Annotated in this window: 23 protein-coding genes and 2 pseudogenes; 16 read left to right on the forward strand and 9 right to left on the reverse strand. The window is 34.1% G+C overall.

What is annotated here, in order from left to right; genetic code table 11:
• Positions 1 to 298: 298 nt before the first annotated feature.
• The 3 genes from ACXKY9_RS11475 to ACXKY9_RS11485 form a co-directional block, all read right to left on the reverse strand.
• On the reverse strand, positions 299 to 559 hold the full coding sequence (locus ACXKY9_RS11475) for a hypothetical protein (protein ID WP_001281135.1): 261 nt from the start codon (positions 557 to 559) through the stop codon (positions 299 to 301).
• Positions 560 to 945: 386 nt separating this feature from the next.
• Positions 946 to 1,728: a glycosyltransferase family 2 protein gene (locus tag ACXKY9_RS11480; RefSeq protein ID WP_000598283.1), complete on the reverse strand. Its 783-nt coding sequence runs from the start codon at positions 1,726 to 1,728 to the stop codon at positions 946 to 948.
• Positions 1,729 to 1,907: 179 nt separating this feature from the next.
• Complete coding sequence (locus ACXKY9_RS11485; protein ID WP_001121272.1) at positions 1,908 to 2,492, reverse strand: LysE family translocator; 585 nt, start codon at positions 2,490 to 2,492, stop codon at positions 1,908 to 1,910.
• Between the two features lie 112 nt (positions 2,493 to 2,604).
• On the opposite strand from ACXKY9_RS11485, the gene ACXKY9_RS11490 reads away from it, so the two are divergent.
• Positions 2,605 to 3,162 carry a helix-turn-helix domain-containing protein gene (locus ACXKY9_RS11490; protein ID WP_000391298.1) on the forward strand — a complete coding sequence of 186 codons (558 nt, stop codon included), beginning with the start codon at positions 2,605 to 2,607 and terminating at the stop codon, positions 3,160 to 3,162.
• A gap of 338 nt (positions 3,163 to 3,500) precedes the next feature.
• On the opposite strand, the pseudogene ACXKY9_RS11495 reads toward ACXKY9_RS11490, so the two are convergent.
• A pseudogene (locus tag ACXKY9_RS11495) lies at positions 3,501 to 4,046 on the reverse strand (BclA C-terminal domain-containing protein).
• 211 nt (positions 4,047 to 4,257) lie between these two features.
• Here ACXKY9_RS11495 and ACXKY9_RS11500 point away from each other — a divergent pair.
• The gene (locus ACXKY9_RS11500) at positions 4,258 to 5,106 is read left to right on the forward strand and encodes a DUF4183 domain-containing protein (protein WP_000827702.1); all 849 of its coding nucleotides are present in this window, start codon (positions 4,258 to 4,260) and stop codon (positions 5,104 to 5,106) included.
• A 62-nt stretch (positions 5,107 to 5,168) separates the two neighbouring features.
• Here ACXKY9_RS11500 and ACXKY9_RS11505 read toward each other — a convergent pair whose 3' ends face one another.
• Positions 5,169 to 5,459, reverse strand: coding sequence for a DUF4183 domain-containing protein (locus ACXKY9_RS11505; RefSeq protein WP_001121647.1), 291 nt, complete (start codon positions 5,457 to 5,459; stop codon positions 5,169 to 5,171).
• Between the two features lie 468 nt (positions 5,460 to 5,927).
• Here ACXKY9_RS11505 and ACXKY9_RS11510 point away from each other — a divergent pair, with 468 nt between their 5' ends.
• The gene (locus ACXKY9_RS11510) at positions 5,928 to 7,223 is read left to right on the forward strand and encodes an exosporium glycoprotein BclB-related protein (RefSeq protein ID WP_000203329.1); all 1,296 of its coding nucleotides are present in this window, start codon (positions 5,928 to 5,930) and stop codon (positions 7,221 to 7,223) included.
• Between the two features lie 248 nt (positions 7,224 to 7,471).
• Here the strand turns inward: ACXKY9_RS11510 and ACXKY9_RS11515 are convergent, their stop codons facing one another.
• Together ACXKY9_RS11515 and ACXKY9_RS11520 are read right to left on the reverse strand one after the other, a co-directional pair.
• Positions 7,472 to 7,624 (reverse strand): hypothetical protein, encoded by a 153-nt coding sequence (locus tag ACXKY9_RS11515; RefSeq protein ID WP_002100980.1) that lies wholly within the window; start codon positions 7,622 to 7,624, stop codon positions 7,472 to 7,474.
• 150 nt (positions 7,625 to 7,774) lie between these two features.
• Positions 7,775 to 8,407 carry a cupin domain-containing protein gene (locus ACXKY9_RS11520; protein ID WP_000126329.1) on the reverse strand — a complete coding sequence of 211 codons (633 nt, stop codon included), beginning with the start codon at positions 8,405 to 8,407 and terminating at the stop codon, positions 7,775 to 7,777.
• Positions 8,408 to 8,636: 229 nt separating this feature from the next.
• On the opposite strand from ACXKY9_RS11520, the gene ACXKY9_RS11525 reads away from it, so the two are divergent.
• The 3 genes from ACXKY9_RS11525 (at position 8,637) to ACXKY9_RS11535 (ending at position 11,194) form a co-directional block, all read left to right on the forward strand.
• A complete protein-coding gene (locus ACXKY9_RS11525; RefSeq protein WP_000010319.1) occupies positions 8,637 to 8,942 on the forward strand; it encodes a luciferase domain-containing protein in 306 nt (101 codons plus the stop codon).
• 94 nt (positions 8,943 to 9,036) lie between these two features.
• Positions 9,037 to 10,347: a phytoene desaturase family protein gene (locus ACXKY9_RS11530; RefSeq protein ID WP_001091195.1), complete on the forward strand. Its 1,311-nt coding sequence runs from the start codon at positions 9,037 to 9,039 to the stop codon at positions 10,345 to 10,347.
• The gene (locus ACXKY9_RS11535; RefSeq protein ID WP_000447132.1) at positions 10,325 to 11,194 is read left to right on the forward strand and encodes a sigma-70 family RNA polymerase sigma factor; all 870 of its coding nucleotides are present in this window, start codon (positions 10,325 to 10,327) and stop codon (positions 11,192 to 11,194) included. The genes ACXKY9_RS11530 and ACXKY9_RS11535 overlap by 23 nt, the downstream gene beginning before the upstream one ends.
• Positions 11,195 to 11,226: 32 nt before the next feature.
• Here ACXKY9_RS11535 and ACXKY9_RS11540 read toward each other — a convergent pair whose 3' ends face one another.
• Positions 11,227 to 11,385 (reverse strand): hypothetical protein, encoded by a 159-nt coding sequence (locus ACXKY9_RS11540; RefSeq protein ID WP_001100984.1) that lies wholly within the window; start codon positions 11,383 to 11,385, stop codon positions 11,227 to 11,229.
• 304 nt (positions 11,386 to 11,689) lie between these two features.
• Between ACXKY9_RS11540 and ACXKY9_RS11545 the strand changes: the two genes are divergently transcribed.
• From ACXKY9_RS11545 to ACXKY9_RS11555, 3 genes are all read left to right on the forward strand, one after another.
• The gene (locus ACXKY9_RS11545) at positions 11,690 to 12,283 is read left to right on the forward strand and encodes an O-methyltransferase (protein ID WP_002100984.1); all 594 of its coding nucleotides are present in this window, start codon (positions 11,690 to 11,692) and stop codon (positions 12,281 to 12,283) included.
• A gap of 313 nt (positions 12,284 to 12,596) precedes the next feature.
• Positions 12,597 to 13,709, forward strand: a complete 1,113-nt coding sequence (locus ACXKY9_RS11550; RefSeq protein ID WP_000137392.1) for a toxic anion resistance protein — start codon at positions 12,597 to 12,599, stop codon at positions 13,707 to 13,709.
• Positions 13,710 to 13,733: 24 nt separating this feature from the next.
• Complete coding sequence (locus tag ACXKY9_RS11555; protein ID WP_000008378.1) at positions 13,734 to 14,567, forward strand: DUF3974 domain-containing protein; 834 nt, start codon at positions 13,734 to 13,736, stop codon at positions 14,565 to 14,567.
• 58 nt (positions 14,568 to 14,625) lie between these two features.
• On the opposite strand, the gene ACXKY9_RS11560 is transcribed toward ACXKY9_RS11555, so the two are convergent.
• On the reverse strand, positions 14,626 to 16,185 hold the full coding sequence (locus tag ACXKY9_RS11560) for a glycoside hydrolase family 10-like protein (protein ID WP_000636005.1): 1,560 nt from the start codon (positions 16,183 to 16,185) through the stop codon (positions 14,626 to 14,628).
• 227 nt (positions 16,186 to 16,412) lie between these two features.
• On the opposite strand from ACXKY9_RS11560, the gene ACXKY9_RS11565 reads away from it, so the two are divergent.
• The 7 genes and pseudogenes from ACXKY9_RS11565 to ACXKY9_RS11595 all read left to right on the forward strand — a co-directional run bounded on the left by ACXKY9_RS11565 (position 16,413) and on the right by ACXKY9_RS11595 (position 22,123).
• A complete protein-coding gene (locus tag ACXKY9_RS11565; protein WP_000865907.1) occupies positions 16,413 to 16,718 on the forward strand; it encodes a PTS sugar transporter subunit IIB in 306 nt (101 codons plus the stop codon).
• 11 nt (positions 16,719 to 16,729) lie between these two features.
• Positions 16,730 to 18,013, forward strand: coding sequence for a PTS sugar transporter subunit IIC (locus tag ACXKY9_RS11570; RefSeq protein ID WP_001032295.1), 1,284 nt, complete (start codon positions 16,730 to 16,732; stop codon positions 18,011 to 18,013).
• Between the two features lie 78 nt (positions 18,014 to 18,091).
• Complete coding sequence (locus ACXKY9_RS11575) at positions 18,092 to 18,358, forward strand: hypothetical protein (RefSeq protein ID WP_001021966.1); 267 nt, start codon at positions 18,092 to 18,094, stop codon at positions 18,356 to 18,358.
• Positions 18,359 to 18,392: 34 nt separating this feature from the next.
• Positions 18,393 to 18,872 (forward strand): annotated as a pseudogene (locus ACXKY9_RS11580) (anhydro-N-acetylmuramic acid kinase); the annotation flags it as partial.
• Positions 18,873 to 18,890: 18 nt separating this feature from the next.
• On the forward strand, positions 18,891 to 19,784 hold the full coding sequence (locus ACXKY9_RS11585) for a BadF/BadG/BcrA/BcrD ATPase family protein (RefSeq protein ID WP_000876593.1): 894 nt from the start codon (positions 18,891 to 18,893) through the stop codon (positions 19,782 to 19,784).
• Positions 19,785 to 19,921: 137 nt separating this feature from the next.
• Positions 19,922 to 20,470 (forward strand): glycerol-3-phosphate 1-O-acyltransferase PlsY, encoded by a 549-nt coding sequence (gene plsY / locus ACXKY9_RS11590; RefSeq protein ID WP_000610865.1) that lies wholly within the window; start codon positions 19,922 to 19,924, stop codon positions 20,468 to 20,470.
• A 69-nt stretch (positions 20,471 to 20,539) separates the two neighbouring features.
• A complete protein-coding gene (locus ACXKY9_RS11595) occupies positions 20,540 to 22,123 on the forward strand; it encodes an aminotransferase class V-fold PLP-dependent enzyme (RefSeq protein WP_000523029.1) in 1,584 nt (527 codons plus the stop codon).
• The last annotated feature ends 7 nt before the right edge of the window (positions 22,124 to 22,130 follow it).

A 22,130-nucleotide genomic window follows, 5' to 3' on the forward strand; every position in this document is an offset into this window, starting at 1 on the left:
ATGACTATAGGGTATTAATTTTTAACCTAAATTTTAATAAAACCTTTATTAAAGATAAAGAGCGCTTTTAAAGGCGCTCTGAGACAAGTGTCATGTTGAAAAAGGGAATGGAGGATATTATGTGCATACTGTTTTAGAATGTTGTAAATTTTTAATTAAAAATAAAAAGATCTTATGAAAATTAAAAATTTGTATTATTAGATAGTCACCATACAATAAAATATGCTTGTTTGATATAAATGTGTGTCAAATTTACCAAAATATATTTTGGCATGCATAAGAAAATTAAAATACTTTTTTAGTAAATAATAGCGGCTTCAGTGACAGATGGTAGAAAGAGTTTATGTGGTATTGTAATAATTTCAAGCGCAATTTGCGCTGAATATAGGAGTATTTGAGTTAAATCTAAAGCGAGTGTTAAAAGTATTATGAAGCTTGTAAGAATTACAAAACTACCCCAAAAGAAACTTTTTGAAGTGTTGCGGAAATCTTTTATTAAGGAAAAGAAAGAAAAAGATGCGGTAACAATAAGAATGAAAATTTTATACTTATCAGACATTATAACCCTCCCAAAGAACAGTAATTTATATTATACTGTATTTTTCAATATTATTATAAAAAGATTTTAAAGTGAATAATAAGAAAAAAATAAAGCCATAACTTAAGACATTAGTTTAGGTTCTATTGTTTTAATACTTTGTTTTAGAAGGTATATAATCTGAAATTGAAAATTTTCCAAATGAATTGCCATTTTTTATTTCTAATCCAACATCAGGTACTCAATGAAATGGTATGAAAGATTATAGGCTGGTGATACGACATTAAATAAGAGGAATCTGCGCGCAGCAAGAGTCCTAGCTCAGATTTCTACTAGAGAAAAATATTTAGTTGGAGTTGATATGTTAATAAAAAACGGATGGATGTGGAAACTAAATATTCATGACATTAAGGATAAAGGTCAGGAAATATAATTTGGTATTCTGGGAATAACCGGAGGTCCGTAGTTAAAGTTGCATAGAATTTGTATTTTGTTTCTAATTTTTCAATTGTTGTTAAGTGATGTGAACCTAGTCCACGCTGTACACTATGTTGAGAAAGAGTCGGCCCAATTTGTAATTTTCGTTTTTTCATTGCATCGTTCCATGGACTATAAAAAAATTTAAAAATAAAAGCAGGTTCCATGTAAATGCTATAAGGATAATGCGAACCATGTCTCCCGACTCTATAGTTCCCGTGCGAATTATTGTGAATTAATCTACCGTTAAGATATAGTTGGTTTGGATTAGGTTGAGTTATTATGCCGTGATAACGTTGTTTAACAAGCGGAGAGCTATATCTTGGATTAGTGTAGCCATAACTTGGTTCATCAATCATCATAATCATTCTTATTGAAAACATATTGCCACCCATAGTGCTAAGTAATTTGAAAAATTGTTCTTTATTATAACAGCACAGGAATTCTGTCGTATTCAATACCATTTTCCATCCTGTAATTTCTCTTTCAATTTCCATAACTTCTTGATCAACTAAATAAGCATCAAATTCGAGTGATTTTGAGTTTCGTATTTCCCAATTAGGAGCGAATGTTTTACAGATTTCAACTGAACGATCAGTGGATCCACGATTAATAAGAATGCCATGATCAAATAGCTTTGTATGGTGCATTAACCACCATGGAAGTAAATATTCTTCATTGTAAAAATGAGAAATTAAAGTAGTCTTAATCAAAATCACCTCCGTATTTAACCTGCTTCTTATTTAATATGATATGGAAGGAAACCTATTGTTAGAAGGTTTCCTCTTAAAAGTTTTAAACCACATAGGGTATGTGGATGGATTAGTATATAAAGTAGTCTGATTGATAAAGAGTGGTATTAAAAAGTACAAAATCTAAAATGAGCATCGAATTAGTGTATAACGATTGAAACGGCACTGAAAACTAATAAAACAGCCATAATGATGTTGAATAATTGGTTATGTTTTACTAATATTTTTTGGAATATTGAACCAAATAAACTCCAACTAAATGTACTTAGTAAACCGACTATACCTAGAAATAATGAGAAAAGCAGAAAACTTGAATATGAATTGTAGTAGGGGAGTATAAAAGTAGAGACTACTGTGAGCCCGAATAATATTCCTTTTGGATTAACAAATTGAATGAAAATACCCACTGTAAATAAGTTTTTATTATTTTTTTCATTGTGATCTGCACCGCCTTTACTAGTAATTATTTTAAAGGCTAAATATAGCATATACGCGACACCTAAAATTTTTAAAGGAAATTCAATTATAGGGATAATATTAATTAAAACAATATTAAAGAAACTGCATAAAGAAGTGAGGATGAAAAAACCGAATGCTACTCCAAAGCAAAAGTTTATGCTTCTCTTTAATCCATGTTGATTTGCGTATGTCATAGCTAAGAAATTGTTGGGACCAGGTGTGAAGCTACTTATAAATACAAATAACAAAAAAGAAAATATAGGCATTTCAAAACCTCCCAATTTTTGTATGTTATAATGATCAAAAAGAACAATATAACGTGTGCTTTTTATTATACATAACGGTCGTTATATTGTATGCGGTGTAGGAGTGTTTTTTATGGAAGAAATTCAACTTATTCTGGCAAAAAATTTAAAATCAATACGTGAAAAAGAAAAATTAAGTTTAGAAAAGGTCTCTCAATTAACAGGTGTAAGTAAAACAATGATTGGACAAATTGAAAGAGGGGAATCAAGTCCGACACTAACAACAATATGGAAAATTGCAAATGGCTTGAAAGTTTCTTTTACTTCTTTAATCAATAATCCTCAGCCTGATACGAAAGTGATTTTAAGAAAAGATATTCAAGTATTGTCTGAAGACAATGGAAAATATAAAGTGTATCCTTCTTTTCCATTTCAAGATGATAGACATTTTGAAATGTATACAGTGGAAATAGAAACAGAAGGGAAATTAAGTTCAGAAGGGCATAAAGAAGGCGCAGAAGAATTTATAACGGTATTTGAAGGTGAATTGACAGTAAAATTGAATAACTGTCAATATAAATTAAATAGTGGAGATTCAATTCGTTTTAAGGCCGATAGATCACACTCTTATTATAATTTAGGGGAATCTTTGACTCGATTAAGCATGACAATTTATTATCCAACTGCATAAGTTTACATTTATAGTAACAAAAGATAAAACCATCTTTAAGAGATGGTTTTTATTTTTTATTACTCACAAAAAAAGACACTCATCTGAGTGTCAACATAGTATTGCTCTCGCGTATAGGATTGGAGTACGTTTCTCAAATACGTATTGAGATGGTTCGTAAAAAAGAAACTGTCTTCATATTTAATGTAACATCGGTGGAAGTCAGTGTAAATTGATAATATATATACGGAAAATTTAGTATAGATAGTTTCTACTATGAATATAGTGCAATTTGTTCTTTAATGCGCCACCACTTTTATGAAATAATTGGGAGGTTCTTATCATGACAGACTTAGTATTTAATAATGTTTATTAGAAAAAGAATGAATCATTTTTAAATCGATTCGTATAATTGTTAGAGAGGCACCTGTTGAACCACCTCCAACCAAATTAACGATGTATAATACGTCGAATAATTGAAGTGAAATTGTAGTATCGGCAATTAAATTATTGTTATAATTTGAAGTTGATATAGCGGGAGAAAAAATAGAACCAGGAAGTGGAGTAGAAGCGTTTAATAGTAGTTTTGTTCCAGCGAGTAGAGCAGTTGTCGTATTAACTTGATAGGTTAAATGCTATCTTCTGGTTACAGGAATTGTAAATATATCGTTTGAGGCGTTAATTGTAAAATTACCGAGGCTTTGGTTATTAGAAAGAGGAATATTAGTTCCGCCTAATATCACAGTGATGGGATCACCTAATGTATTATTAGCGAACATAGAGTTTGTTGTAACTATTGACCCAGTATTTCTGGTAGGTTCAGTAAGTCTGTATGGAAGAATAATTTCAAGAGTCGTTGATACTAGTTTTTCTATTCTTTTTTCATTTTTATCTTGAGTATAAATTACCTCATTTTTAAATTAGAATGCAATAAGTTTCGTGTTTTTGGAATGGAACTATCATTTTATTATATTAATAGGAGTTATAGCAACGGTAAAATGTTTAATATATGTATGAATCATTTGGAAGGAAAAAAGAATAGTTATGAAAGCATTTCTTAATAATAGACTCATACTTATGTAAGTTAATTAAAAATATGTGGAATGAGGAATTAAATTGAAGCGGAATGATAAATTATCAATAAATAAAGGTAAGATAGAACCTGAGAATATTGGACCTACATTTTCAGCTCTTCCACCAATATATATTCCAACAGGAGCAACAGGAGCAACAGGAGCAACAGGAGCAACAGGAGCAACAGGAGCAACAGGAGCAACAGGAGTAACAGGCCCAACAGGATCAACAGGCCCAACAGGATCAACAGGATCAACAGGCCCAACAGGATCAACAGGAGCAACAGGTCCAACAGGAGCAACAGGAGAAACGGGAGCAACAGGAGCAACAGGAGCAACAGGAGAAACGGGAGCAACAGGAGCAACAGGAGCAACAGGAGAAACGGGAGCAACGGGAGTAACAGGAGCAACAGGTCCAACAGGAGCAACAGGAATAACAGGAATAACGGGAGAAACGGGAGAAACGGGAGCAACGGGAGAAACGGGAGCAACAGGAGAAACAGGAGCAACAGGACCAACGGGAGTAACGGGAGAAACGGGAGCAACGGGAGCAACAGGACCAACGGGAGTAACGGGAGCAACAGGAGCAACGGGTGTAACAGGAGCAACAGGTCCTACTGGGGGGATTGGCCCTATAACAACAACTAATTTGTTATTTTACACTTTTTCAGATGGAGAGAAACTTATATATACAGATGCAGATGGCATAGCTCAATATGGTACAACGAATATACTATCACCTACTGAGGTTTCGTATATAAATTTGTTTATCAATGGAATTTTGCAACCACAACCATTCTATGAAGTTAGTACTGGTAAACTAACTTTATTGGATAACCAACCACCATCGCAAGGTGCTTCAATTATTTTACAATTTATTATTATTAATTAAAAAAGACAGATTCTTAATGAAAAGGAATCTGTCTTTTTTGTTCTGAATTACATTCGTTAACATTAAGTGACGATAAATTCAATTGTAATTGGAATTCCGCCGTCTAATGCATCCCCACCAGGAATTGTAATAGCACCAGTAGGACCAGTAGTAACACTGGAGTTCACGCTTGGTTGAAGAATACCGTTCACATATAAGTTGTAATACGTGAAAGTCGGAAAAGCGGTTGCAGTAGTACCCGCATCGTTTAAACAAGCTGTGGCAGCAATTGCAAAAGCTGCACCTGTACCTGTGCCGGCTCCTAGTGTGGATGTAAATCTTCTAGATGCCATAAATGGTTGAATGATAGGCAATTAATTTTCACTCCTTACAATATTTTATTAGAACGAAGTATAAAATAACTTGTCCACTATATTGTATGAGAGTTTTTTATAATAGAAACGGCTTCACCTTTATAAGGTGAGCCCAATTTTAGTAAGGAAATGTTCTTTATTTATATGAAAAAATGATGTTGTTACTTGCGGAATATATGTTAATCGTAAATTCGGTTTTTGTATTCAAATTAAAATGTGTCTTTGAACCTAAGAGATAAACGTGGAAAAATAAAATAAACTCTTAAGTTTAGGTATTTAATCTAAGCAGTCAATTATTAAAAACATATAATTAATATGTGAGTCATGAACATAATTAAATAGCGTTTGCAAGTTTAATTATATTTCATGTTTCCTATTTTAAGTCAATATATAACACATACTCTTTTACAACTTTATGATCCTTATAATAGGAAAAACTCAAATATAAAACAAGTAAGGAGGACATAAATGACAAGTAATAATTGTTTCGGTCATAACCACTGCAATAATCCGATTGTTTTCACTCCAGAGTGTTGTAACAATCCACAAACAGTTCCGATTACTAGTGAGCAATTAGGTAGATTAATTACTTTACTAAACTCTTTAATTTCGGCTATTGCAGCGTTTTTTGCAAATCCAAGTGATGCAAACAGATTAGCTTTACTCAATTTGTTTACTCAACTATTGAACTTACTAAATGAATTAGCACCTTCTCCAGAAGGGAATTTCTTAAAACAATTAATTCAAAGTATTATTAATTTACTACAATCTCCTAACCCAAATCTAAGTCAATTACTTTCTTTATTACAACAATTCTACAGTGCTCTTGCACCATTCTTTTTCTCTTTAATTATTGACCCTGCAAGTTTACAACTTTTATTAAATTTATTAACTCAATTAATTGGTGCTACTCCAGGAGGAGGCCCAACAGGCCCAACAGGTCCAACAGGTCCAGGAGGCGGAGCAACAGGTTTAACAGGAGCAACAGGAGCAACAGGAGCGACAGGAGCAACAGGAGCAACAGGTCCAACAGGAGCAGGAGCAACAGGAGCAACAGGAGCAACAGGAGCAACAGGTCCAACAGGAGCAACAGGAGCAACAGGAGCAGGAGCAACAGGCCCAACAGGAGCAACAGGTTTAACAGGAGCAACAGGTTTAACAGGAGCAACAGGCCCAACAGGAGCAACAGGTCCAACAGGAGCAACAGGTCCAACGGGGGCAACAGGTTTAACTGGTGCAACAGGCTTAACAGGAGCAACAGGTGCAACTGGTGGCGGAGCTATTATTCCGTTTGCTTCAGGTACAACACCAGCAGCATTAGTTAATGCGTTAGTAGCTAATACAGGAACTCTTCTCGGATTTGGATTTAGTCAGCCTGGTATAGCGTTAACGGGTGGAACAAGTATCACATTAGCATTAGGTGTAGGTGATTATGCATTTGTAGCACCACGCGCAGGAACTATTACGTCATTAGCAGGTTTCTTTAGTGCAACAGCTGCATTATCTCCATTATCACCTGTTCAAGTGCAAATACAAATATTAACTGCACCTGCAGCAAGCAATACGTTTACAGTACAAGGTGCACCTCTATTATTAACGCCAGCATTTGCCGCAATAGCGATTGGTTCTACAGCATCAGGAATCATACCTGAAGCTATTCCAGTAGCAGCTGGGGATAAAATACTGTTATATGTTTCATTAACAGCAGCAAGTCCAATAGCTGCAGTTGCTGGATTTGTAAGTGCAGGTATTAATATCGTTTAATTTGTTACAATGTTTAGTAGGAAATTAAACAGGGGTTTGTATATAGTCCTTCCTAATAAATTTAGGAAGGACTATATTTTTTAGGAAAATAAGTAATAAATTAATTGAACAATTACTCTTTGTTAAGTTCGTATAAAAAAGTATAATTTACCCTTTCTCATTTAAGTAATAAGTTATGTAACTTTAAAAATTTCCGATCAGTAAAAAAAGATGAATTCTTTTAAAAAAGAATTCATCCATAAGATAAACTATTTATTTTTATTACAGTTACATCCTTTTTTCTTTACATAGCCTTGCTCCGCTAAGTCTCTTTGCGATTGGGAATTGGAAGATTGAGAGGATGCTGAAGAACTACTATTTTTATTATAAGAGTAGTTTTTTCGATAGTTATAATTACTCATAGTACTATCACCTCCAATTTAATATATAAATATTATATGTATGTCCACTATCAATTGTTACTATTTTTAATAGGAAGAGAAGATACAATAAAAAAATCTCCTTGGTATTTTCCTAGGAGATAAATGATGATTCTTTTGAAAATTTACAAATTAATAGCCCCAGTAAAGAGGGAAGTAATAAGAATCTTGGTGATGCGGATTATGTTGTTGAGCGAGGGGCTGGGTTGGATAATTTTTCATTTCACGGTTTTGATTGCAGTTTGACGGAGGACCAATTACAGTAGTTGATTGAATAGGGGAAACCGCTTGTTTCCATTGTTGTTCATTGAGGCAGTAAGTATGTGCCATCATATGAGCAGGAGTTAATCTTAAAATGTCAGAACCGAAAATAACTTCTGGCGCTGGAGCATTGAAAATAGCTAATAAATGAGTATTATTTGCTGTAGCAATTTCATAATGCCACCACGCTTGTGGAATGTTGGCAACTTGCCCGGGTTTTATCGGTAAGTTTAATATTTGATTCGTAAATGGATTAAGTAAAGAAACAACAGCAGACCCTGAAATACAATAAACAAGTTCAGCTGCATTTTGATGAATATGTGGTTCTACAACATTTCCTGTACTTAAATAAATATCTAATAAAGAAGTATTTTCTAAAGTATTTAATTGTTTAATACCAAGTACATTTATATAATTTTGGGCATCTTTCCGAAAAAAATTACTTTTATTTACATCATAAGTAAAATTGGTTGAGGGGGAGGTATAGTCGATGTTGGCAGTCAATTGTATTACCCGCCTTTCTATAGGTAAGTTAGGTTACAAAATTAGGATATGTGTCTAGTCTTTGTTTTGTGCTGTTGTCGGTAGCTTAATAAATTCACTTATTCCATAAAGAATAAGGTGTTAAGACCAAACTATATTCGTATTCCCATTCATACTTTGGATTGATGGAAAAAAGTAATGAAAATGTTAATTTAAAATTACATCAATCATTTATAAGGAGTGAATGTTCATGTCATTTAGTGAAATGATTAGAAATGAAGTACTCAGCTGGGCGGGTGTTTCTGAAAAACCGCATCGATTTGGTGGTATTGAAATAAATTATGGCAAGAAAGAACTTGGCCATCTTCATGGTGATAAATTAGCTGATTTACCATTTCCAAAGTTAAAGCGAGATGAATTAGTGAAGCAAGGCTTGGTAAAACCACATCACGTATTACCTGAATCAGGATGGATTAGTTATTATTTAAAGAGTGAAGAGGATATTCCATTTGCAATTGAGTTATTTCGTATGCAATATGATCGAATTAAAAAGTAATGAAATAAAGTAGGATAATAAAAATTTATTTTTATGTCACATCCCTCCTTAATCGTTCGTCTTGTATGTAGAACGATTAAGGAGGGATTTTATTATGAATACATTTGATATAGCAATTGTTGGCGGTGGGCTTGCTGGATTAACAGCATCTATATATTTAGCGAAAGCTGGAAGGAAAGTGATTGTATTAGAAAAGTCCAGTCAATTCGGTGGCCGAGGGATGACTACAAATAAAAATGAAATCTGCATGAATCTTGGTGCACATGCTTTATATAGAGGCGGGGCAGCGTTTATAACTTTTAATGAGCTTGGTATGACTCTTCCAGGTGGAATACCATCTACAAAAGCACATGGAATATGGAAAGGGGATATATTCACTATCCCAACAGATTTTTACTCAATTTTATCAACACCACTACTTTCTTGGTCTGCAAAAGTACAATTCTCACGTCTTATGATTCGTTTAGGAAATTTAGATGTAGGAGAAGTTCCGAAAATGAGTCTAACTACATGGGCAGAAAATGAAATAAAAGATCCAATGGTTCGCAATATATTTTATGCGCTATGCCGAACAACAACATATACGTTTGCTCCTACAATACAATTAGCATCATCTGTACTAAAGCAAATACAGCTTTCTATAAAAGAGGGAGTGCTTTATGTAGATGGTGGTTGGGAGACGATAATAACAAAATTAAGAGCTATAGCGAATGATATCGGGGTGCAGTTTTTGGCTAAAAAGCATGTTGTGGAAATTGAGCATTCCGAAGGTAAACAAAGAATACATTGTGTTGATGATGAGGTTTTTGAAGTAGGCACAGTCATCGTGACGACTCCGCCGAAAGAAGCTTGTAAAATAATAAAAGGTGCAGAAGGAACAAGTTTGCATAGATGGAGTGAACAATCTGTACCGGTTACTGTTGCTGCATTAGATATTGGCTTGAGACAATTACCCAATCCTACACATCAATTTGTATTAGGATTAGATCAACCTATATTTTTCACAAATCAATCGAGAGCAGCTAAATTAAGTGAAGATGGATCAATTGTAGTGAGTCTAATTAAGTACTATAATCCTGTACTCGAGATGAATCATATTCGTGATGATAAAGAACAGTTGGAAAGTACGATGGAGTTGTTACATCCAAATTGGAAAAGAGAAGTTGTTGCACAGCAATATTTACCGAAAATAACAGTAGTACATGATTTTCCTCATATTGACCGTGTTGAAAAAGCGGGCCCTAATATACCTGAAATGCCAGGTGTTTATGTTGCAGGAGATTGGGTAGGGCATGATGAAGTATTAGCTGATGCTGCGGTAGCAAGCGGGAAGCGTGCAGCGTTATACATTTTAAAGCAATATGAAAGTGAGGCAGTTCATCATGGAAACGGAGCAGTTATATGAAGCGTATCAACCATTATTATTTTCGTTAGCATACAGAATCCTTGGGAGTGTTATGGATGCTGAGGATATCGTTCAGGATGTATTTATCTTGCTAAATAATATAGAAGATCCTCAATCTATAGAAAATATGAAAGCATATTTATGTAAGATGGCGACAAATCGTTCAATTGATAAATTACGATCGGCAGCGCATAAACGTAACGTGTATGTAGGGATGTGGTTGCCAGAGCCAATTGTAGAAGAGAGTGATGAGCCATCAAAGTCATTTATAATGAAAGAATCCCTTTCCACCGCATATTTATTACTTTTACAACAATTATCTGAGGTAGAAAGGATTGTTTTCATATTAAGAGAAGTTTTCAGTTATGAATACGAAGAAATAGCTTCAATTGTTGATAAGAGTAGTGTAAACTGCAGGAAGATCTTTCAACGTGCTCGAAAAAGCATGTTGGAGAAACCGAAGCAATCAAAATTAAGCACGGAGAAAATGGCTTCTTATGTTGAAAAGTTTGTATCATCATTACAGTGTGGGGATGCGGAAGGTATGTTAGAAGTATTAAAAACAGATGCTATACTCAAAGCTGATGGTGGTGGTAAAGTTACGACTGCGATTAACCCGATTTATTCTGCGGATCGAATTATACGTTTGTTCTTTGGGATTGCACAACGATTGACAGAAGAGTACACTGTTGATTTCAAAATGGTCAATGGTATACCAGGAGTTATAGTTACAATAAATAATAAAGTAACTTATGTTCTTTCGTTTGTATTTGAGGATGAGAAAATTTCAAATATTTATATGATGGTTAACCCTGAAAAACTTATGCATTTAAATGTAAAAATATAAAAAAGCGCATTTCTTCAGAAATGCGTTTTTTATTATTTTTCTAACATTTCAAGAGGTACATCTTTTTCGCCAGCTACCTCAAATTTAATTTCCCCGTCTTCTTCATAAATACGTGTAATAATCGGTATAGTAATCATTAATTTTTTATGCTGCTTTCGTTTTCTAGCAGCATCTAAGCTAATCACGTTCATTTGTAAGCATCCTTTCTTCTGGAAATATATAAACAAAGAAAATGCGTCCGAAAAGGGCGCTTAATTGAATTTGAAATACCGATTCATTTAAATGGGGTTTATATAATTTAATAACTGCAATTTTAATATGAAATAATATGAATGGAATAATTGCACGTAGAAATTAACTTTACCAAAAAACGAAACAATATGCTATAAAAAAATTCAAATCTTTGTCATATAACAGGAAAAAGGTTTTTGTTTCGCATATAATGAAAGTAGACGGGCAGCAAGAGCTTTTTCATCATATTGCTTTGGAAAGGCGATGGAAAAAATGGATACGTTAGATTTATTATTATTTCAACTTGAACAATATGGAGAAGAGCATGATCGAAATAAAAAAACAAGGGAAGAAAAATTACGGAATATTACTCGTGAGATGGGGCAATTTTTATCAATTTTAGTAAAAGGGTGTAGCGCAAAAAACATTTTAGAAATCGGAACTTCTAATGGTTATTCTACATTGTGGTTAGCTAATGCGGTAGAAGAAACAAATGGAAATGTAACAACTGTAGAGCTTTCTTCAGAACGAGTTGGAGAGGCACTTGTCAATTTTGAAAAGGCAAACCTTTTACAAAGGATTGATGTTCATAATCAAGAAGCAGGGGCATTTTTAGATGCGCAATTAGATCATTCATTTGATTTTATTTTCCTAGATTCAGAGCGTACGCAATACATGTGGTGGCTTGAGCATATAAAACGCATTTTACAACCAAAGGGTTTTCTTGTTGTTGATAACGCAACCTCTCATGCAAATGAATTAGCCGAGTTTAAAAAAATGATAGAAGAAGATGAAATGTTTGAAACGGTGTTATTGGCATTTCAAAATGGAGCATTCGTAGCGCGCAAGAAGAAATAGGAGTGGGCGCAATATAATTATCACATTGAAAAAGGGTGTATGTCAAAAGATTGAGTACAGAAGGATAGAAGAACATAATTTATATACGTAACATACGAAGAATCCGCCTTCAGCATGTCGTTCTCTAGGTCTTAAGTCTGAGGAAAATTATGTTGTTTACAGGTATACTTATAGTAAGAAACAGGGAATGACTGCATAAACAGGCATTTCTAAAAAAATCGATTTCAAGCAATCAGAATGTATATGAAATACGATATAATAGATGAAATATAGTGCATATAAATTCGCACATATAAATAAAGGAGCGATTTTGTTGACTGAACTCGAGAAAAAAGAACCTGTATCGATCATGAAAGATAATAATGTAGAAGTAGTAGTTGATACAGTTATAAAAGATGCAGAATTAGAGGAACTGAATAAAGAAGCTGATCTTTATGTACAAAAGTTAAATAGCGAGCAAAATACAGATTTATCAAAAGTATTGTCTCAGCTAGGAGATTTAGGAGATAAAGAGCAACAAGCAGCAGGACAAACGTTGTCAGCATTAAAACGTCCTGTAACAGCGATGATGAATGGGAAAAATGAAGAAATTCCAAATACATTGTTAGAATTACGAAAAGTGGTATCAGAGCTTGATCCCAATTCACTTAAAGCAAGTGGTATGAAGAAAATAATGTTTAAAGTATTCAAGAAAAATCCACTTGAAACATACGTGCATAAATACCAATCTATAGATAAACAAATCGAGGAAATCATTAGATCCCTTCTAATTGGCCGTGATAACTTACAAGAGGATACAGTGGGTCTTGAAATGCTTAAAGAACAATCGCACGATAAAATTCATGCGCTTGATAAACAAGTATACTTAGGGAAAAAGCTTGCTGGCATGCTTGAAGCTGAGAAACAAAACCCAGAGCGTCAAAGAGATATTCCATTAATTAACGATGCGTTAGAAAAGATACTTGTACGTACACGTAATATGCAGCAAGCGAAAAGTGTTTTATTACAATCTATCGCATCTGTAGACATTATTAAGAAAAATAATGAAAAGTTAACAGAGGCAATTCGTAATGCAATTACGATGACGCAAAACGTTGTAACGGTTTCAGCTGCTATTCAGTTAGCGTTAACAAATCAACGGAAAACAATCGATGCAGTGAATGCGACAAATGAAGCAATTGAATCGATGGTATTAAGTAATTCTCAAGCGTTAAAACAAAATACAGAAGAAACGACAAAATTGCTTGAAAACCCTGCTATTAGCATGGATAAATTACGTGAATCATTCCAAAATGTGTTCGCTGCAATTGAAGCATCTGAAAAATCGTCAGAACGTATTATCGAGTCAAGTAAGAAGTTCGTTATTGAACTAGACACATTTAATGATGAGATGAAGCAGAAACTCATTCAGCGTCCAAGGAAATAACGGATTATTAGAGGAGGTGAACAAATGAGTTTCATTCAAACAGTATTATTACTACTCGGTACATTGCTTTTAATAGCATTTACTGTCGTTGTTTTAGTCGTATATTTCGGACGGAAGCTGTATTTTTCATGGACGAAGCCATATAAAAGAGCGCAAGATTCTTTAGACAAGTTATCAAACAAATCAATACCGTTTCTACAAGAATTTACACAACATCCACTGTTTTATCGCTGGATTCGCACTGAAGGAAAGAAAGAACAAAATACATTAAATACTCTATTTTGTGCATCAGGTCAACGTACGAGAGAACAAGTCTTCTCGATGTTACCGAAAGAAAAGCAGAAAAAAGTGCATGTAATGGCAAAAACTACGAAAAAGCTTACGAATGAAGATATTGATGTAGCTGCGATGAAAGTGAAAGATTTCTTAAGACAAGAGACACAGCAAACTGTAAAACCGACAGACTTATCATTTTACAAATTGTATTTTTATGACCGTTATCCAGACGCATTAAATACAATTCAAGCGTATAAACGCTCAATAAATCCTTCATTACAAAGAACGGTTGATGATATTACAATTTCAGTATTGAATGCACTTCCGTACTATCAAGAGCAACGCATGTTTGAACAACAACATAAACTTGAAACGTTCTTAATGAAAGATTTAACGGCCATGTTATCGTTGGTAGTACAATTACCACCTTCACAAAGACCAGAGAAAGAAGAAGAACTGAAAATCTACTTGGAAAATTTCCAAAAAGAAATGGAAGTAGTAGAGCGAGATATTCGCGACTCAATTGATCACGATTTAAATGTGAAGATGAGAGCAGCGACTGAGAAGTTTAAGAATAAATAACAAAAAGCGCCTTAAAAGCTAAGTATCACAGCTTTAGGGCGCTTTTTGTTATGAGATTTTATTTTGCATTAACGGTAGTATGACTAGAAGCCACACTTTCATTATGCAATCGATCAACTGCAGTTACGACATACGTATACGTTTCTCCAGAAATAACGGTTTTATCTACATAAATTTCTCCAAGTTTTGTTTTTCTTACAGTAGTAAGTAAATTTTTCGGATTTTGTATATCCACTTCATTTTTCCCATTCGCGCGGTAAATAGCGTAATAAGTAGAATCATTATCTCTATTGTCAATGATACCGATTGCAATACCTTCATCTCTTGGAATGGCACCTTTTAAAGTCGGTTGTTTTGGTGGATCATGATCAAGCCAAGGCATAGGCGGAATTAATGCAGGATATTTATATATGTCTTTTGAGAGTCTATCTTTAGCTCCAAGTGGATTGTTATTAATATCTTTTAAGCTAAAATGCATACTACCTTTTATTTCAGGATATAGCCGGTTTAATGCAATTTGTCTTGGATATTCTTCTGGATCAGACCAAGCAGGGACGGAGTTATTATTAATTTTATAGGCCGCTTGACCGATGTATAGGTGAATCGGTTTGTTATTTGTTTCTTTAACCCACCAATCTACTAATATGTCATATGCAGCTGGGGTGAAACCTATATTCCAATATATTTGCGGTGTAATGTAGTCAATATATCCTTTTTGTATCCACTCACGTGTGTCAGCATAAAGGTCATCATAGTTTCTTTGGCCTGCGGTTGTGTTAGAGCCAGTCGGATCGTCAGCTATATTTCTCCATACGCCGAACGGACTAATGCCAAACTTTACATATGATTTTTCTTGTTTTATAGCAGTATTTAAATCTTTTACAAGTTCATTTACATTGTTACGTCGCCAATCTTCTATATTTGTAAATCTACCGTTATTATATGTTTCGTACGTTTTCTGATCTGGAAATTCTTCACCGGCTACTTTATATGGATAAAAATAATCATCCATATGCAGCGCATCAATATCGTAATTTTGCACGATTTCTAAAGCACCTTCTGTTATAAATTTTTTCACTTCTGGAATACCGGGATTGTAATATAACTTTCCGCCATAAGGGACAACCCAATTGGGATGTTGCCTTGCAGGGTGATTATTTGATAATCGATTTATATCGGTGTGATTCATCGTTATTCGGTATGGGTTAATCCAAGCGTGGAATTCTATATTTCTTTTATGAGTTTCTTCAATCATAAATGCAAGCGGGTCATAACCAGGATCTTTTCCTTGTGTTCCTGTAATGTATTCAGACCAAGGACCGTAATTTGAAGGATAGAAAGCATCAGCGGTTGGTTTAATTTGTACAACAACTGCATTCATACCAGTGCTTTTTACATCGTCTAATAATCTTATAAATTCTTGTTTCTGTTTTTCAATGGGTAAGCCAGTTTTTGAGGGCCAATCAATATTCAGAACAGATGCAATCCATACAGCACGTAATTCATGTTTTTTGTATGCAGTATTTACTTCAGCATAAGTAGAGTGAGGGGGAATGAAAGAGAAAGGGATGAACAAGATGACGATACAACATATCATTAATAAACGTTTAACGATCATTTATACGCCTCCCTATCATATGATTATTTAAAATAATATAGGAGGCGAGGTTGACTTTGCAATAGAGAAAATTGCATATTGAAACATTAATTTAATAGGAAAAATATTTTTAATGAAATTTACTTTCATTATAACTAAATTCATTTACTACTTCATATGCTTGTTAGTAAAGTGAAACTTCCTTTCATTTGAAGGGTAATAAATTATAAGTATAGGAGGATTAATAAATGAAAGTTTTGTTCGTCTGTTCTGGAGGAATGTCCAGTGCAATTGTTGTAAACGCTTTAAAAAAAGAAGCGGAGAAAAATGGTGTGAACATGGAAGTGCATGCAATTGGAACGAATGAGGTAGAGGAAGAAGTAAAGAATGGCTGGGATGTCGTAATGGTGGCACCTCAAATAAGACACCGATTTGACTCTGTAAAAAAATTTGCAGAGGAGGAATCTATTCCGTGTGGCATCATTCCACCGCAAGCATACACGCCACTTGGAGGCCCGACTTTATTAAAAACTGTAAATGAATTAATTAGTTAGGAGGAAGCGTTATGAATAAGTTTGTCACGTTTCTTGATAAAAACTTATCTGGCCCGATGGCAAGGCTTTCTGAGCAGAGGCATCTACAAGCAATCCGTGATGGAGTTATTTCGGCGTTACCATTTATTATAGTAGGAAGCTTTTTTTTAATAGTAGCATTTCCACCACTGCCGAAAGATAGTTTCATATCGGTTTGGGCATTAAAGAATCAAACAAGTATATTGATACCATATCGTTTAACTATGTTTATTATGTCCTTATATATAGCATTTGGAATAGGATATAATTTAGCGAAAAGTTATAAATTAGATGCTTTATCAGGAGCACAGCTTGCGGTATGTTCACTACTTTTAACATTAACGCCTGAGTTAATTGATAAAAAAGGATTCATGCTTCCGATGACAAATCTTGGAGGTCATGGATTATTTGTGACGATGATCGTCTCTATTTTATCAGTTGAGATTTTAAGGTTTTGTAAGAAGAATAACGTAACGATAAAAATGCCAGAACAAGTACCACCGTCAGTATCACGTTCATTTGAAGCACTTATACCTGCAGCATTCGTTATTATTATGATGAGTCTTATTACAGTCGTTTTTAAAGTTGATTTACATTACGTTGTAGATAAACTAGCCGCACCGTTAGTAAAAGCTGGTGATAGTTACTTTGGCGTTATTATACCTGTATTTTTAATTACGTTTTTCTGGTCTTTCGGGATACACGGAGTATCAGTTGTAGGTACTGTGGCAAGGCCACTTTGGGATGTGTATTTAGGAAAGAACGGTGAAGCTGTAGCAAGTGGAGCGAGTCATTTTCCGTTTATTGCACCAGAACCGTTTTATCAATGGTTTATTTGGATTGGTGGTTCGGGCGCAACGTTAGGGCTTGTGTTAGCTATGATTGTATTTGGTCGATCAAAATATTCGAAAGCATTATCGAGAACGTGTATTGTTCCGGGGATTTTTAATATAAATGAACCGGTTATATTCGGTTTGCCGATTGTATTAAATCCAATTTTAATTATTCCTTTCGTCATTACCCCGTTAGTAACAGCTACTATAGCGTATGCTGCAACCGCAATGGGATTTGTAACACCAACGCATATTATGCCGCCATGGACATTACCTGCTCCAATTGGTGCATATTTAGCAACAGGTGGAGATTGGCGTGCGATTGTATTAGTTTTTATAAATATAGCAATATCGTTTCTTATTTATTTACCATTCTTTAAAATGTACGACAAAAATATGCTTGAAATCGAAAAGAATGGTGACGGAGAGTCGGTTAATCCTTAATCTGCATGCTGTTATTTTGAGTGATAGACTTTTTGTCTATCACTTCTTTCACATTAAAACTAGAAAGGGGGAAATAGAATGAATATAAAATTTAGTTATAAAGGTGTGTTTTTATTACTATTTGGAGTGATTTGTGCAAATTTACTTTTTGTCCCTTTATTAGGCATGCTAAATTTATCACAAATGCATAGTATTTGGCTCGTTACAAGTATTGCGGCAAGCGTTTTGCTTACGGTAGTTGTTTCTTTCATTGATGGATCGTTTGCATCGAAAGCTCAGTTGTTTTTTAGATTTATATTGTTTTCGATTGGTTGTACGTTGGTTACTTACATGATTGTTTTTTAGTAAATAGGAGGTCATGCATGTTATGTATGTTGCAGGGGTAATTGTAGAAGAGGTTTTGACATATTGTATGAATCATCCATTTCTGAAAATGAATCCACCGAAATCAACTGGTAGAGAACAGTTTGGAGAAGAATTTGTCAGTGAGTTATTAAAGCGGTTTGAAAAGCATAGTAAAGAAAATATATTGACGACTGTCACAAGGTTTACAGCAAGTTCAATTGTTTATCATTATAAGGAGTTTATTCTGCCGTATTATGAAATCGATGAGGTAATTCTAGGTGGTGGCGGAAGTTATAATGATACACTTGTAGAAATGATACGGCATGGATTGAAAGAAGAAAAATGTGCATTATTCCTTCAAGAAGATATAGGCTATTCTTCAGAAGCGAAGGAAGCAATCGCCTTTGCCATTTTAGCAAATGAAACATATCATCGTAATCCGAGTAATGTGCCGAGCGCAACAGGTGCAAAGGAATCTGTAGTTTTTGGGAATATAACATTCCCTCCAATTTGAAATGAATGAGGCGAATAGATGAAATATATGATTGGAGTAGACGGCGGGGGAACAAAGACAGAAGCAATTGCATTTGATAAAGACGGAAATGAACTTGTAAGAGCTACAAGTGGTTTTGGAAATATATTAATAGATTTTGAAGAAGTTCTTGTGCATATTATGGAGGTGATTGATCAATGCCAGAAAGGTGTATTAAATGGGCATTGCGTTTGTATTTGTTTAGGATTAGCGGGTGTAAGTGGAGTAAATACGAATGAATTAACATTACGTCTAAAGAAGAAGTATGGAACACCAATTGAAGTTTTTAATGATGCGATGATTGCACATGCAGCTGTTTTAAAAGGAAAAGATGGAATTTTAACAATTGGCGGCACAGGTGCAATTTGTCTTGGAAAGAAAGGAGAAGTGTACGAGTATAGTGGTGGATGGGGACATATTTTAGGAGATGAAGGAAGCGGATATTGGATTGCATTACAAGGTTTAAAAAGAATGGCCAATCAATTTGATCAAGGAGTTGCACTTTGTCCATTAAGCTTAAGGATTCAAGATGAGTTTCAACTTTTGACGTCGTCTCATATAAAAAGACTAGTTTATAGTTCTTCAAAAGATAAAGTTGCAGCAATCGCGCCATTAGTTATTCAGGAAGCGAGAAATGGGAATGATGATGCACGTGAAATTATCTTGCAAGCTGGAAAAGAATTGGCAAGGATTACAGTAAATGTTTATAACAAGTTGAACTTTAAGCACTCAACGCCAATTGCAGTAAGTGGCAGTATATTGCGTTTAGTTCCTGAAATATTTGCTGTATTTAAGAAATGCTGTGAAGAAAGTATGAAAGAAATTACATTCGTATCACAAGCAGAAATGGCAGTGAAAGGAACATATTATTTAATGAGGGATATATATTTTTAAAAATAGCGTATGAGAATTTTTGTATGATTTGTAAATATATGATGTTAAAATGTATAAAGGGAAGTGGATAAAAAAGTACAATATACATAGTTCATGAATATTGTATAAGTACTTCCATGTAGAAAGTGAATGATTATATGATTAATAGTATGCAGTTTTTGTATTTGGTCGCTTCTTATTTATTTGGGAACATATTGACCGCTTATATAGTAACGAAATGGAGATATAACGTTGATATCCGAGATGAAGGAAGTGGGAATCCCGGCGCAAGAAATATGGGGCGTGTATATGGAAAAGGATATTTCATCGCTACATTTTTAGGTGATGCAATTAAAGGGGCAATCGTAGTTTCTATTGCAAAATACCTTTTTGGACATTCTACATTTGTAATGTTAGCTTTACTAGCTGTTTTACTGGGACATATTTATCCAATTGTATTTAAAGGCAAGGGCGGAAAAGGCATATCAACATTTATTGGAGGATTAATCGCATTTGATTATTTGATAGCGCTTACTCTTGTTGCTGTTTTCATTATATTTTATTTAATTTTTAAAGGGTTTACTAAGCCAGGGTTAATTACAATTGCTTGTTTACCAGTTTGCATGATTTTGTATTCTTATTCTATTATTACGACTATTTTAAGTGCTTTTATCATTGTGCTTATTTTATATGTAAATCGAGACTGAAACGAAATTTTAATAAGTGGAGTAAATCTCCACTTATAATTTTTATTAAATACATAAAGGAGATAAGCCATGGGGTTAATTTATAAAGTTGCTGATCAAGATCGGGAATTTGAACGTATACATAAATTGAATTATAAAACATTTGTAGAAGAAATTCCGCAACATGAAGAAACGAAAGAGCGTGTTCGTATAGATCGCTTTCATGATGAAAATACATATTTAATTTGTTTAGATGAGGATAGATTAGTAGGTATGGTCGCAGTGCGGGGAAAACGACCATTCTCGTTAGATTATAAAATCTCAAATTTAGATATTTATTTGCAAGAGCATGGAGAAAAAGTGTATGAAATTCGTTTACTTTCAGTAGAACGTGAATATAGAAATGGAAGAGCGTTGTTAGGATTAATTCGTTTTCTACATCGTTATTTGCTTCTAAATGGATATGAATTAGCACTCATTTCTGCAACAACACGTGAACTACCTTTATATGAGCAAATGGGATTCAAATCTTTTCATACGTTAGTTGGTACAGAAGAAGCAGCCTTCCAGCCAATGTATGTTACTCCTGCTATGTTTGAAGAGTCGAGTGTTGGAGGGATTATGACGAAAGAATATACGTTTTTACCTGGTCCAGTAGATATTGAAGAGAATGTTCGAAAGGCATTTTCTACGCGGCCTATTTCGCATCGCTCTAAGTCATTTCAAGTGACAATGGACAATGTGAAAAAACGGTTACTTCACATGACAAAAGCAAAACATGTACAGCTTATGTTAGGAACAGGGACGTTAGCAAATGATGCGATTGCTTTACAGTTACGTTCTTTAAAAGGGAAAGGACTAATATTAACAAATGGAGAATTTGGAAATAGATTAGTTGGACATGCAAAACGAGCACAATTACATTTTGATACGTATAAAAAAGAAATGGGAGAGCCGTTTATTTATAACGAATTAGAAGAAATAATAATAACTGGAAATTATGAATGGCTTTGGTTTGTTCATCATGAAACATCTACTGGAATGTTAAACGATTTAGACGAGCTAAATACTCTTTGTAACGAGAATCAAATGAAACTATGTGTAGATTGTATAAGTTCAATTGGAGCAATACCATTAGACTTGAAGGATGTGTATTTTGCAAGTGGTGTTAGCGGTAAAGCGATTAAATCATATACAGGAATTTCTTTCGTTTTTCATAACCACATTGTAAAAATAAACGAGGCTGTGCCGGCCTATATGGACATTGGCATGTATGAAGAAAATGAAAGCATTCCATACTCACAATCATGGAATTTAATTTATGCATTGCAAGAAGCGTTGAAGAGATTTGAAGATGAAAAGGCATTTGTAAAAATTAAAGAGACATACGATTATGTTGAAGAAGTTATTACTGATATGGGTTTAAAGCTTGTTTCAACTAAAGAACACGCCGCACCAATTATACTTACTATTGTATTGAGCGAAGAGCATTCTTCTAAAGTAGTAGGCGATGCATTAGCATTACAAGGATACGTTGTTCATTATGAGTCATCTTATTTACAAAAGAATAATTGGATTCAAATTGCATGTTTAAATCATTATAAAGAACGCGATATGAAGAGGATGTTAAATTGTTTGCAAATATGTTTATTTCAGAGTGGGGTACATATATAAAGATTTT

The organism is Bacillus sp. 2175, assembly GCF_057812155.1.